General features: G+C 59.4%; 11 protein-coding genes and 2 pseudogenes. 6 read left to right on the top strand and 7 right to left on the bottom strand.

Translation table 11 applies throughout. The features are described from left to right. Together DJ029_RS22235 and DJ029_RS20185 are read left to right on the top strand one after the other, a co-directional pair. Positions 1 to 122: pseudogene (locus DJ029_RS22235) on the top strand (IS6 family transposase); the annotation flags it as partial. A gap of 480 nt (positions 123 to 602) precedes the next feature. Further along, positions 603 to 1,865, top strand: coding sequence for a pyridoxal-phosphate-dependent aminotransferase family protein (locus tag DJ029_RS20185; RefSeq protein ID WP_232823157.1), 1,263 nt, complete (start codon positions 603 to 605; stop codon positions 1,863 to 1,865). Between the two features lie 62 nt (positions 1,866 to 1,927). Here DJ029_RS20185 and DJ029_RS20180 read toward each other — a convergent pair whose 3' ends face one another. Next, entirely contained in the window at positions 1,928 to 2,662 is a 735-nt protein-coding gene (locus tag DJ029_RS20180) for a GntR family transcriptional regulator (protein WP_112324286.1), read from the bottom strand. Positions 2,663 to 2,781: 119 nt separating this feature from the next. Between DJ029_RS20180 and DJ029_RS20175 the strand changes: the two genes are divergently transcribed. Then, positions 2,782 to 3,567 (top strand): 2-keto-4-pentenoate hydratase, encoded by a 786-nt coding sequence (locus DJ029_RS20175; protein WP_232823156.1) that lies wholly within the window; start codon positions 2,782 to 2,784, stop codon positions 3,565 to 3,567. Here the strand turns inward: DJ029_RS20175 and DJ029_RS20170 are convergent. From DJ029_RS20170 to DJ029_RS20150, 5 genes are all read right to left on the bottom strand, one after another. Further along, positions 3,541 to 4,959, bottom strand: a complete 1,419-nt coding sequence (locus tag DJ029_RS20170; RefSeq protein ID WP_112324285.1) for an amidase — start codon at positions 4,957 to 4,959, stop codon at positions 3,541 to 3,543. The two genes, DJ029_RS20175 and DJ029_RS20170, sit on opposite strands and share 27 nt — an antisense overlap. A gap of 3 nt (positions 4,960 to 4,962) precedes the next feature. After that, positions 4,963 to 6,270, bottom strand: coding sequence for a TRAP transporter large permease (locus tag DJ029_RS20165; protein ID WP_112324290.1), 1,308 nt, complete (start codon positions 6,268 to 6,270; stop codon positions 4,963 to 4,965). 58 nt (positions 6,271 to 6,328) lie between these two features. Continuing rightward, the gene (locus tag DJ029_RS20160) at positions 6,329 to 6,883 is read right to left on the bottom strand and encodes a TRAP transporter small permease subunit (RefSeq protein ID WP_112324284.1); all 555 of its coding nucleotides are present in this window, start codon (positions 6,881 to 6,883) and stop codon (positions 6,329 to 6,331) included. Positions 6,884 to 6,960: 77 nt separating this feature from the next. Next, entirely contained in the window at positions 6,961 to 7,995 is a 1,035-nt protein-coding gene (locus tag DJ029_RS20155; RefSeq protein WP_112324283.1) for a TRAP transporter substrate-binding protein, read from the bottom strand. 43 nt (positions 7,996 to 8,038) lie between these two features. Beyond that, positions 8,039 to 8,806: a maleate cis-trans isomerase family protein gene (locus tag DJ029_RS20150; protein WP_112324282.1), complete on the bottom strand. Its 768-nt coding sequence runs from the start codon at positions 8,804 to 8,806 to the stop codon at positions 8,039 to 8,041. A 340-nt stretch (positions 8,807 to 9,146) separates the two neighbouring features. Between DJ029_RS20150 and DJ029_RS22565 the strand changes: the two are divergent. Next, positions 9,147 to 9,296: pseudogene (locus DJ029_RS22565) on the top strand (IS3 family transposase); the annotation flags it as partial. 784 nt (positions 9,297 to 10,080) lie between these two features. Here DJ029_RS22565 and DJ029_RS20145 read toward each other — a convergent pair. Beyond that, the gene (locus DJ029_RS20145) at positions 10,081 to 10,731 is read right to left on the bottom strand and encodes a GntR family transcriptional regulator (RefSeq protein WP_232823158.1); all 651 of its coding nucleotides are present in this window, start codon (positions 10,729 to 10,731) and stop codon (positions 10,081 to 10,083) included. On the opposite strand from DJ029_RS20145, the gene DJ029_RS20140 reads away from it, so the two are divergent. Both DJ029_RS20140 and DJ029_RS20135 read left to right on the top strand, forming a co-directional pair. Next, positions 10,730 to 11,419, top strand: a complete 690-nt coding sequence (locus tag DJ029_RS20140; protein WP_157966464.1) for an ureidoglycolate lyase — start codon at positions 10,730 to 10,732, stop codon at positions 11,417 to 11,419. The genes DJ029_RS20145 and DJ029_RS20140 overlap by 2 nt on opposite strands. Continuing rightward, positions 11,416 to 12,318, top strand: coding sequence for an allantoinase PuuE (locus DJ029_RS20135; protein ID WP_112324280.1), 903 nt, complete (start codon positions 11,416 to 11,418; stop codon positions 12,316 to 12,318). The genes DJ029_RS20140 and DJ029_RS20135 overlap by 4 nt, the downstream gene beginning before the upstream one ends.

Genomic DNA, 12,318 nt, shown 5'->3' with positions numbered 1-12,318 from the left:
CTGCCGTTCATTCCTCCGTCTGCAACCATTTCAACCAGGAACGCAGCCTCTACTCCCGAGCTAATTTCAAGCTTAACCGAACCGCCGCTCTCGCCGAGTGGCGCGGTCTTTGTGCGGCATAAGGGACAGCCTCGCTGTCCTTGCAGAGACGAGTTCGAATTGGTCTGACAGCACCGAAAAACCGGGTACGATCGAAACTGCGTCCCATCTCTTGGCGCTTTTCTCGCGCACGGAGATAGAAGTCGTTCGCACTCACTTCGCCATTGAATGAAACGAGAGTACGATCGAACCACCGACCAAGATGTTCCGCAACCTTCTTCGGGGCGACGCCTTGCTCAACCAGGTAGCAAAACGTCTAATAGATGGCATGCCGCTTGCGCAACCCAGATATCTTACGCCCTCGCATTCCGTAGCATCAGGCCAAACTTCACGTACCGCGTGCCCGCCAAGCGTGTGACACCGGAGATGCTGTGAAAACACCTCAAAGGGTCACTTTTTGTCATGGAGGGACGCCACGAAACTGACCTTCCGACTCAAGCCGATTTACAATCAGAGCAATAAAATTAAATGTTTGTGTTATATTTCAAATAATTATATTTAACTTGATTTTTTATTATTGCAAACATATCGTTGCTATCGGGACATCAACACCGATTCTGGAGCCAAAACACATGCGTAAACCTGGACGCCACTTCCTGCAGATCCCCGGCCCGAGCACCGTTCCGGACCGTGTCCTGCGGGCCATCGACAATCAGACAATGGACCACCGAAGCCCCGAATTCGGAGTCCTCGGCCGACGCGCTCTCGACGGGATGAAATCGGTTTTCAACACCACCAGCGACGTGATCATTTATCCCGCATCCGGCACCGGTGCGTGGGAAGCGGCGCTCGTCAACACGCTGTCACCGGGCGACACCGTGCTGATGTGCGAAACCGGGCATTTCGCCTGGCTCTGGGATCGCCTTGCAAAGCGCCTGGGGCTGAAGCCCGAACTGATCGACACGGACTGGCGTCAGGCCGCCGATGTGGACGCGATCCAAGCGCGGCTGCGCAAGGATAGCGCTCATGATATCAAAGCGGTCTGCGTCGTGCACAACGAAACCTCCACCGGGTGCACCTCGGACATTGCCGCCGTCCGGGCGGCGATCGACGCGACCGGCCATCCGGCGCTGTTGATGGTTGACACCATCTCCTCGCTCGGGTCGGTCGAGTACCTGCATGACGATTGGGGCGTCGATGTCACCGTGGGTGGTTCGCAAAAGGGTCTGATGTTGCCGCCGGGCCTGTCATTCAATGCCGTCAGCGAAAAGGCGAAGGCTGCGTCTCATTCGGCGGCATTGCCGCGGTCCTACTGGGACTGGGACGAGATGATCGCCTCGAACAAGACCGGCTATTTCCCCTACACGCCCGCGACCAACATGCTCTACGGCCTCGTCGAGGCCATCGATATGTTGAATGAAGAAGGCATGGAGCACGTGTTCGCCCGCCACAAGCGCCATGCCCGCGCGACGCGACTGGCCGTCGAAACCTGGGGCTTAGAGGTGCTTTGCCGCGTGCCTGAGCACTACTCCCCGGTACTGACCGCCGTGATGATGCCCGAAGGGCATTCGGCCGACGCCCTGCGCCGGATCATTCACACGGAACTCAACATGTCCCTCGGCAGTGGCCTCGGCCGCCTTCAGGATCGCGTGTTCCGCATCGGCCACCTCGGCGACTTCAACGACCTGATGTTGCTCGGCACGCTGTCAGGTATCGAAGTGGGTCTTGCCCGCGCAGAAGTCCCGCACAACAAGGGCGGCACACAGGCAGCGATCAATTTCCTGGCCTCAACAGAGGACGCACAGAACGCGGACCGCGCGGCCTGAGAAGAAAAGACTCCTCCCTGAGAACTTGGCCGGGCGCAATGCCCGGCATTTTTTTGCGCCTATCACTGCGCGGCAGTCGCCTCTTCGTCTTCCTTCCATTGCAAGACTAGCCGGCAGGCCTCTTCTCCCGTACTGATGAGATGTTCTTGCCATATATCGCGGGCAGCAACGGCATCGCGGTTTCTGAGCGCCAGCATCAGGCCTTCATGATCTTCCATGGACTTTTGACGATGCGATGCCGTAGCAACCGAAAGAAAGCGCGCACGCTCGACATGGAACGAAAGGCTGGTACGCACACGAGTAAGGTCGGGATTCTTTGCCGCGTCCACGACCAGATTATGAATCCTGAGGTTGAGGTCGAAGTAGGATGCAAGATCGCTGGCCTTGTAACTTTCCGTCATCTGCGCGTGCAAATCTTCGAGCGATTGCAGTTCCTCCTCGGTGATCCGTTCCGCGGCCAACTCAGCCGCCAGCGCTTCGAGGCGCGAAATCACCTCGAACAGGCTGCGTGTGCCCTCCACGGTGATATCGGGAACGCTCGCGCCGCGGTTCGTCGTGAGTTCGACAAGGCCTTCCTTGTTGAGGATCTTCAACGCTTCGCGCACCGGCGTGAGCGACACGTCAAGACCTTCGGCCAGTTCGGCGACCTTAATCTTCTCTCCGGGGGCAAGTTCGCCGACCACGATCATGTGCCGGATTTCCTCGGCAACCTGCTCGTGAAGCGGAACGCGGCTGAGCACCACCTTTCCGCGACTGTTGACCCGCCGTCGCGGGTGTTCGGATTTCCGTGTTCTCATGCCAGTACTTTCCTTGCGAGCGCTTCGTAGCAAAACGACTGTCGGTTTCCGTGGATCCGCAAGTGAACACACTTGCGGTTAAAGCAAACTATATTTATTATTAATTTAGCGATATACATATGAAAGAAAAGTCTGAAATGGAAAAAATACACAACGCTACGACCAAGGAGGGACTGGCCTTGGCCATTGTCAAGGCACGAAAGACCGGAGTAGCCATCCCGGCGGATTTGATTGACCAAGCGACACTTGCAGAAGACGACGCCTACCGCGTTCAAGCGGAGGTTGCCCGTCAAATAGGTAGGATAGGCGGGTTCAAAGTGGCGAACAAGCCCCAGGCACCCCGGATCATGGCGCCGATATTTGCAAAGGATGTCATGAATGCGCCAGCAGTGCTTGCGGTGCCCGCCGATGAAGATATCGGCATCGAGCTTGAAATAGGGTTTCGCGTCGACAGCCCCCTGCCCGCCCCCGACGTGGCCGACCGGAAACGCGCGGTCGCCGAGTGCCTGTCGGCAGTAGCAGTGATCGAAGTCGTGCGCACCCGCTTGCCAGCGGGTGCGTCGCCGCTGCTGAAACTCGCCGACAATCAGATCAACGGCGGACTCGTCGTTGGTGTACCGCTGAAGAACTGGGCATCGCTGCCGATGGGCAAGGTCAACGCATATCTCAGTCTTGGCGATGACATCGTGCTTGACGGCGAGGCCCATGTGCCGGGCAGCAATGCATTCGAAAACTTCCTCGTTCTCGAAGAAATGGTCGGCACCCACTGCGGCGGCTTGCAGCAGGGTCAGGTCGTCATCACGGGCTCGCTGAACGGGTTGCCCTACGTGCATGCCGAGACCGTTATCCATGGCAGGATCGACGGTCTTGGAGAGCTTTCATTCCGACTGGACGCGATCGGCTGACGTGTCCGCAAGCGCCGGCCACTGCCATCCCTCGCCCTCAGCGGCGAGGGCGGCCGCAAGGCGCATCAGGCTGGCGTCAGAGCCTAGGTCTCCGATCAACTGACAGCCAATGGGCAACCCCGCGCGGTCGACTCCGGCTGGAACGGCCAGTCCCGGGTGTCCGGACGCATTGACCCAGCCGGTGTAGATTGCATGGCCCCGTGGTCCGACCGGCTTGCCGTCAATGACTTCGGGGTGGCTCTGCTCAGCCGGCCAGGGCTGGGCTGCGGCGGTTGGCATCAGGATGACATCCCAATGCTTGAACAGCCGGGACGTGTCGGCGCGCAGGCGCTGGACCGCCTCGATCGCCGCGAACAGCTCCCGCGCCTGTAACGCGTCCCCCCCATCGGCCATGTCCAGGTATTGCTGCGAAGACTGCGAGCGCATCCGGGGCACCGTCGCGCGGATATGGGCCAGCCCCACCTGGGCGAAGCCCCCCCAGAAGGCATTGACCGCCTCCAGATCTAGCGGCAGGGCGCCCTCAACCACGTGATGGCCGAGGTCCGAAAGCTGCCGGGCGAGCGCCCTGGTCGAGGACAGGATCTCGGGGTCGCAGGGATTGTCGTCCAGCAGCGGAACCGACAACACGCGCAGGGATTGCGGATCATCGCCCGTCGGCCAGACCCGGCGCGACATCGGGTCGCCGCGATCCGGCCCGGCAAGAATGTCGTGGAGCAGGTGAAGGTCGCCCGGGTCGCGCACGAAAGTGCCGATCACCTCGAAATCCATCAGGATCTGAGGCAACCCGCCGCCGCGCGGGATCTGGCCGATCGTGGGTTTCAGCCCGAACAGCCCGGTATGCCCCGCGGGTCGGCGGGTGGAGCCGCCGCCATCGGTCCCGATGGCCAGCGTGGCAAGCCCCGCCGATACCGCGGCGACCGACCCGCCCGAGGAGCCGCCCGGCGTGAGCGCAAGGTCCCAGGGGTTGCGCGTCACCCCGTATCGCGCGTTCGCGGTATAACCTTCAACGGCGAATTCCGGCGTGTTGGTCTTACCGACAAGGATCGCCCCCGCCGCCCGCAGGCGCGCCACCGGAAGTTCATCGGTGTCGGGAATGTCGTCGAAGGTGTGCCCGCCCCAGGTCGTCGGCAGTCCCGCGACGTTCAGGTTGTCCTTCACCGCCACCGGAACACCGTCGAGCGGCGAAAGCGGTTGCCCAGCGCGCCACCGGCGTTGAGAGGCCTCCGCCTGCGCGCCCAGGTCGCCGGCCAAGGCGACGTAGGCGTTGATCCGCGGGTTGAGCGCCGCGATCCGCCGTTCCAGCTCGTCGATCACCAGGATCGGGTCGGCGCGGCCATCGCGATAGGCGGCCGACAGGTCGGCCGCCCCCAGTTTCCAGTATCCAGCGCCCATCGATCAGAGCCCACTCATGGTTTCGGGCAGCCATGTCACGATTTCCGGCACGAAGATCAGCAGGATCGTGAAAAGGATCATGATCAGCGCATAGGGGATCGCGCCAAGGACAACGTCCCGGAACGGGCCGCCATCGGTGCGCACGCCCTGCACAACGTAAAGGTTCATGCCAACCGGTGGCGTGATCATCCCCAATTCGCACATCAGCACGATGAAGATACCGAACCAGATCGGGTCGATCCCGACAGCCGTGACGATCGGCAGCGCGACCGGGATGGTCAGCACCTGCATCGACAGCACGTCCATGAACATGCCAAGGAACAGGTAGAAGACGATCAGCGCCATCAGCAGCATCGCCGGGGACAATCCGAAGGACGCCACCCATTCCGTCATCGTCTGCGCGATCCCGCCAAGTGCCAGCGTCACGTTCAGCATGAAAGCAGCGGTAATGATCAGCAGGATCATCCCCGTCGTCTTGGCCGTCTGGCGGAAGCAGTGGTCAAAGAAGTCCCAGGTCAGCTTGCCTTCGCGCGCGGCGAAAGCCATCGCAGCCACCACGCCCAGCGCGGCGGATTCAGTCGGCGTCGCGATACCGAAGTAAATCGACCCCATGACCACGGCAAAGATGATCGCCGGCGGAACGAGATGCTTGAGCGCCGCGATCTTTTCGGACATCGGCGCGCGGTATTCCTCTTCTCCGGTGGACGCCGGAATAATGTAGGATTCCAACGCGATATAGACCATAAACAGCAGCGTCAGCGTCACGCCCGGAATGATCCCGGCGATGAACAGCTGGCCGATCGATTCATTGGCGAGCGAGCCGTAGATCAGCAAGTTGACCGACGGCGGGATCAGGATCCCCAACGTCCCCCCCGCAGCAAGCGAGCCAAGCGCCTGGCGCGAGCCGTATCCGCGCGCCTTGAGGTTGGGCAGCGCAACGGTGCCCACCGTCGCCGCCGTCGCCACCGAGGAGCCGGAGGTCGCGGCGAACAGCGCACAACACCCGATATTGGTGTGCAACAGACCGCCGGGCAACCGGTTCAGCCAGAGCGCCAACGCGCCGTACATGCGGTCCGCGATCCCGCTTCTCAGCAGCAGCTCACCAAGCAGAATGAACAGCGGAATGGCAGTGAGGATGTTCTCGTTCTGAACCCCCCAGATCACCGGCCCCATGGAATTGAGCAGCGGCCAACCGTACAGCATGACGCCGCCTATCACGCCCAGAACCACCATGATGACAGCGATCGGGAAACTCATGAGGAGAAGCCCCATCATCCCGAAAAATCCCACGAAAACAGAGCCTACGCCCATCATTTCCTCCCTAGATCCGGGGTTCTCTCCCGGTTGTGGCTATCGATCGAAGCGCCGTTCAACGACGCTGCAGATCACTCATTTCTTCTTCGAGTTCTTCGATCGCGCCTTTCGGATGGAACTGCGCACTGACCGCGTCGAGCCGGCCGTTGACGACATACACCGTGGCACGGATCGCCATGTAGATGGCCGACAGCGAGAACAGGCACAGCGCGCCATACCAGGCAGCCTGCGGCCAGATCAGCGGCGTCGCCCAGGGTGTTGGCGCGGTCGAGCCATAGGCCATCGTGTCCACGATCACGATCCGACCGACGTAGATGATGAATAGTCCCAGGGCCGCCATCGAAACGATCGACAACCAGTCCATGATCGCCTGAAGCCGCTTGGGAAAGCGCGCATGCAGCACGTCGATTCTGATGTGCGCGCGATCGACCAGCGCGACGACGAAGGCAAGGCTCGATCCGACGGCAAGAACATAGCCGCCAAGCTCGTCTGCGCCCTCGAAAGAGAAGTTGAACAGTTTCCGGGCCACGGTCTCTACCGAGACGAAGATCGAAAGTGCCACCAGCGCGATACCGAAGAGTCGGGCGGCAAATGCGGCGAATTTTTCCATGGAGAACGCTCCGGCAGGGTGGCGAATGGTGGGCGGGTTAGACGGGGCCACGCGGGCCCCGTCTGCTGTCTGATCGCTCATTGGGTCATTGCGGCGCCGATTGCCGCCTTCCAGTCCTCCGAGCAGGTCGGGTTCTGCTTGTCGCAGACTTCCGCCCAGGTCGGGAAAGAGATCTCGTTGACCGCGTTTTCGATGATAGCCTTGTCGGCATCAGTGATCGGCACGAGCTTCAGGTCGTATTTCTTGACCGTTTCACAGGGATCCATGCCGACGTTGCAGCGCACCGCGTCATCGAAAAGTTCCTCGGAGTAGGTCCAGACTTCCTCGACCAGCGTGTCGAAACCGGCTTCCAGCTTGGCCTGATCTTCCGGCGTCAGCTTGTTCCAGGCGTCCAGGTTGATGCCGTAACCGTTCAGGGCCAGCTGGAACGCCACCGGCAACATGTAGTTGGTGACTTCGGGCCAGCCTGCCGAGTTGGCCGAGCTGGGGCCGGTGATCGCACAGTCGACCACACCGCGGGCCAGCGACTGGTGCACATCGGGGAAACCGATCGGCACCGGCGTTCCGCCGACAGAGGAGACGAAGTTCGCAAGGTTCTGGTCATAGACACGCACCTTCTTGCCCTTCAGATCGGACAGCTGGGTGATCTCGGGCTCGCAGAACAGAACCTGCGGACCGAAGGGCCAGACGCCGAGCAACTTGGTGTTGAACTTCTCCTGAAGCTGCGCATCGACCTTGTCGGAAAACGCTGCGACCGTTTTGCGACCGGTGTCGTAGTCGGGGTTCAGCCCCACGAGGTCGAGCCCGAGGATCGTCGGTTCATCGCGGGAAATCTGGCTCATCCGCAGGGAAACGATATCGAACAACCCCGCCTTCAGGATGCGCAACTGCTCTGTGTCCTTGATGCCGGTAACGTCCAGGGGCTTGTAATCCACCGTCGCGTCGATCCCGGTCCGCTCGGCGAAGCTCTCAAAGAACGGCTGCTCGACGTTCTTCTGAATCAGCCCGGTTGCCACAGGCTGTCCAAGCGCTTTGAATTCATAGGTCTGGGCGCTGGCCGTAGCCGTCGCGGCTATCAGTGCCGAGGCGGCCAGTGTTATCAGGGTTTTCATCTTGTACCTCCATATTGGGTTTATTTTTAACCGGTAGTGGTCGTTACGCCGAGACCGGCGCGTTGCCGCTGCGTGCACCTGATGGAAGCGCGCAACGGAAGATTTGGCCCCACGCCGCCAACGGAGCGGTGTCCACGCCAGCAAGGCGCAGCGCGTGCCAGATCGTTACTGAGATACTGTCGAGGACCGGAACTCCGGTTTCCCGCTCGATGCCCGGCGCAACGCGTGGGCCGTCGAAATTGGTGCAGAATACGGCAGCCGCCCCGGGCCTCGAGACGGCGACCTCGCGGATCAGTTCACCAACCGTCGCCTCGTCGTATTCCGAGAACGAAAAGTTGCCTGGATCCTCCAGATGCCGCTCATCCACGCAATCAAAGCCGAGGGCTGCGAAATTCTTTTGGATCGCCTGCTGGATTTCACTCAGATAAGGGGTCGCCAATGCATATGTCTTAGCGCCGAGGGCACGGAATCCGTCGAGCGTTGCCAACGTCGACGTGGTTGCGACAATGCCTGTGCGTTCCGTAATGGCATCGCACAGATCAATATCGTTTTGAGCTCCGAGCCAGCCGCCAGAGGTGCCGCCCCAGGCGACCACATCGCATCTAGCATCCTCAAGAAGACTCGCGGCAGCGAGTTGCGGCTCGAACGTGAACTGGCTCAGGGCATCGTCGCTCATCGCGATGCGTGTGACGCTGAAACGTCCGAAATGCGCCGTGACGCCAGGAAGTCCGGACAGAAGCTCACAAACCCTCGGCTCCATGACGGTATTCGACGAAGGTGTAAGCAAGCCGACCCGGACTTTCGATGCCATTTGAGTTTCTCCCGATATGTTGGGAGTTGATCGTGTGGGAAGGCGCAAAAAATATCAAATAAAAAATTATTTTAATTTCAAAAAACTGTTTTCATTATATTTTTCTATATATCTATAAATACGCGCGCGCTTCGCAATGCCGATTGATTCGCAACTTCAGGCCGCGTCTCACCCTTAAAACACCCAATCGACACGTAAATGCGTACCAGCGCCCCATAAGGTGGCGCTGCGGCAGCAAATGAATAATCCCGGATGACGTCCTGAATTGGCAAAAGGAGTCGGCCGTGCTCATCCATGATGCGCTACGCAGACGTTTGCGCAGCAAATGATGAGAGGGGGGCGGCTCTGTACGACGATGAAGGCTTAGGCTGTCACCGACACGCTGGAGCTGGCGTTGGACGCTTCGGGCTGCAACGCTGCGACGATCGTTCAAAAGCCGAGGCTGCTCGGCGATAATGGCTCATCCTATGTCGCGGCCGATCTGGCCGATTAACTTGAGGTTAAGGGCATGGATCATGTCCGTGGCGCACCGCATCTCTATCCTGGAGCACTGCAACCGTACGCGTGGGCCCGCCTGTCAATGAACGATGACCCCTCACCAAAGGGCCGCAAACGTTCGATTTCTATTCCATCTCACCGGACGCGACACCGGTCGAAGTGTTCAGGCTTGAATCCGGAAACGCACATACAATTCAGCGATTTACAGGCAATTCACCGAATTAGTACAGTCATCAGGTTCAGAGAATATCCGCGGGAGAGAGCACTTTCGGGCCTCCTGACGTACGGACCAGTGTTTAGCCCTAACCGTATAAGCCTCCAAAATAACGGAAATATCCGGCGGGAAGGCCAAACGGAGAACAGGTTATCAGGGGCAAGTGGCGGAGGGAACGGGACCGGGTTCGAACCGTCTCCGACCTCTAAGCTATTATTAATATTTATCGCGCGGCGTTTTGCGCGGTCATTTGGCTCAGTTGTGACTTGAATCGAAACTCATCACCCGTGGCACTGACTAGATCCTGCCGAACACATCAGAAACGTTCGCAGCGGGGCGGTTATTGCGGCAGGCTGCAGTCATACCGTCAATGCGGAAGATCAGACCACTACGTAAGCAGCAAAAGACGGGAGAACCTGTCAAACTTCTTAGGCCGGGCGGTAGGGGGTTTTGTCGGCGCGCAGGCAAACACGACGCTCAGAGCACAAGCCGTCAAGATCATGCAGTCTGGTTTTTTGCTGGCAAAATGGTTGATTGAAAGCCATTGCATGGGCCTACGCAGTCAAGACATGAGCCATGTCATCAACCGCTCTCGAACACGGTCGAGGTGCTGAGCCATTGCTTCGCGCGCACGCTCAGAATCGCGGGCTTCCAGCGCCTTGAGGACCTCGATGTGCTCGTGTGCCTGCTCGGCGAAATTCCTCTTCATCCGCATCATGTGGCACATCCGGACTTTGTCGCGGAGGTTCTCGATCATCTTGGCCAACATCGGCTTCCCGCTGCCTTCTGCGATGAACAGATGGAAGCGATCATCGTAGCTCCAGAAAGGATCGAACTCGATATCGGGGTTAGCAAGGAGTTCCTGCGACTGCGCCATCATTTCCGCGATCTTTTCCTGAGGAACACGCTGCGCGCACTGGGCCGCAGCTTCCCCCTCAAGCAGCCGCCGAACGAGAAGGATCTCAAGCAACTCCTCGACCGCAACCTGCCGGATCACGATACTGCCGTTACTCAGACGCTCAATCAGGCCCTCGCCTTCCAGACGATTGATTGCGGTGCGCAGAGGGGTACGCGACGCGTTGATCTGCTCAGCCAGACGCCTCTCAGTAAATACCGCTCCGACATCAAGTTTCTGAGCGAGAATCAAGCTTCTGAGGAACTGATAGGCCTGCTCGGTGATGCTTCCTTTTTCACGGGAAGCCGCGGACGGCATGTCACTCACGGTTGTTTCTTTGCTCATCTCGTCGCCCAATCTATTGCCGCCCCGGAGAACGGAGCTCGTTGAAAAGAACTATAAAGACCAGGCGCGAGAAAGTCCATTGACACACGGAACCCCACTGGGATACCAGCAGTATGGCGTGAATACAAACAAGGGAATACCAGTGCAGGCCATTCACAAAAAGATCCTTCTCGAAGCGACGCCGCTGAACGCTGAGGCGTTCCGTCCGTTCGGTAAAGTGGTCGAGCACAGCGGAGTTGGACGACGCAATATGATCGAATCCGAATTTTCCGATCCGCGCGAAGGCTTTCGCCAGTCGATGTGGATGTCCAGACTTTCCGACGCCAGCACCCTGCCCCTCTCGATCGACCAACTTGAACGCCATCCGTTCAGCCACCAGGCATTTATTCCACTTCTTGGCCAGCGCTACCTCGTGGTGTGCTGCCCTGACCTTCCCGACGGCAACCCAAACATCACAGAAGCGCGCGCCTTTGTTGCCGCACCGCATCAAGGCGTGATTTACCGCCGCAATGTCTGGCATGCCGGGCTGCGGGTGCTCGATGCACCTGCTGAATTCGTGGTCGTGATGGCACTGAACGATGGGAAGGATGATGAACTGCTCGATCTGGATGTGGAGCTGCACATCGAGCGAGCCGTAACAGGAAAGGATGGCCAGCAATGACACCACTGCGGGATTTTACGGGATATGGGCCAACGCCAGTGGACCCCCGCTGGCCAAATGAGGCGCGGATTGCGCTCAATTTCGTCCTCAACATCGAGGAAGGCGCCGAACCCTCTATCCCTGACGGAGATCCGGCAAGCGAAACCGGACTGACGGAGGGCGGGTCCGGAAACTTCCCGGGCCGCGATCTGGCGGCAGAATCCATGTTCGAGTACGGCAGCCGCGTCGGCTACTGGCGCCTTGCGCGACTATTCGAGTCGAGGGGCCTTCCCGCGACAGCCATGGCCTGCGGACTGGCCCTGCAACGAAATCCAGACATCGTCTCCCATTTGCACGATGCGAATTTCGACATTTGTGCTCATGGCTGGAAATGGGAGCACCATCGCGGCCTGTCCCAAGCAGAGGAACGCGACAGGATCGCAAAAACCGTTGCGGTAATCCAGGAGCTTACCGGGCAGCCGCCAGCCGGCTGGTATTGCCGCTATGGCCCAAGCCTCAACACCCGGCCACTGCTGGTAGAACATGGCGGCTTCCTCTACGATAGCGACGCCTATAACGACGAACTGCCTTATTGGGTCGAGGTCGCCGGGCAACAGCATCTGGTGGTGCCCTACGGTCTGGTCATGAACGATACAAAGTTCATCCGGGGCAGCGCCGCTACTGCGGACGATTTCTTCACATACCTGAGGGACTCCTTCGACATGCTCTACCGAGAGGGTGGCCGAATGATGTCCGTTGGACTCCATCTGCGGCTGTCGGGGCACCCCGGGCGTGCCGCCGGTATCGAGAGGTTTCTCGATCATATTGCAAAGCACGACGGCGTTTGGGTCTGTCGTCGCGATGCAATCGCGCAGCATTGGCACGATAACCATGCAAGACAAACCAAGGAGGAGAACTAA

The sequence above is a fragment of the Oceanibium sediminis genome, from assembly GCF_003265325.1.
Classification (GTDB): domain Bacteria; phylum Pseudomonadota; class Alphaproteobacteria; order Rhodobacterales; family Rhodobacteraceae; genus Halovulum; species Halovulum sediminis.
Note: the sequence above shows the minus strand (reverse complement) of the source record. Positions and strands in the feature narration are given on the sequence as shown.

What these genes read in the sequence shown, in the direction of transcription:
- DJ029_RS20180 (WP_112324286.1), bottom strand. Translation starts at nt 2,662, where the DNA reads ATGAGAACACGGAAATCCGAACACCCGCGACGGCGGGTCAACAGTCGC.
- DJ029_RS20175 (WP_232823156.1), top strand. Translation starts at nt 2,782, where the DNA reads ATGAAAGAAAAGTCTGAAATGGAAAAAATACACAACGCTACGACCAAG.
- DJ029_RS20170 (WP_112324285.1), bottom strand. Translation starts at nt 4,959, where the DNA reads ATGGGCGCTGGATACTGGAAACTGGGGGCGGCCGACCTGTCGGCCGCC.
- DJ029_RS20165 (WP_112324290.1), bottom strand. Translation starts at nt 6,270, where the DNA reads ATGGGCGTAGGCTCTGTTTTCGTGGGATTTTTCGGGATGATGGGGCTT.
- DJ029_RS20160 (WP_112324284.1), bottom strand. Translation starts at nt 6,883, where the DNA reads ATGGAAAAATTCGCCGCATTTGCCGCCCGACTCTTCGGTATCGCGCTG.
- DJ029_RS20155 (WP_112324283.1), bottom strand. Translation starts at nt 7,995, where the DNA reads ATGAAAACCCTGATAACACTGGCCGCCTCGGCACTGATAGCCGCGACG.
- DJ029_RS20150 (WP_112324282.1), bottom strand. Translation starts at nt 8,806, where the DNA reads ATGGCATCGAAAGTCCGGGTCGGCTTGCTTACACCTTCGTCGAATACC.
- DJ029_RS20140 (WP_157966464.1), top strand. Translation starts at nt 10,730, where the DNA reads ATGTCACTCACGGTTGTTTCTTTGCTCATCTCGTCGCCCAATCTATTG.
- DJ029_RS20145 (WP_232823158.1), bottom strand. Translation starts at nt 10,731, where the DNA reads ATGCCGTCCGCGGCTTCCCGTGAAAAAGGAAGCATCACCGAGCAGGCC.
- DJ029_RS20135 (WP_112324280.1), top strand. Translation starts at nt 11,416, where the DNA reads ATGACACCACTGCGGGATTTTACGGGATATGGGCCAACGCCAGTGGAC.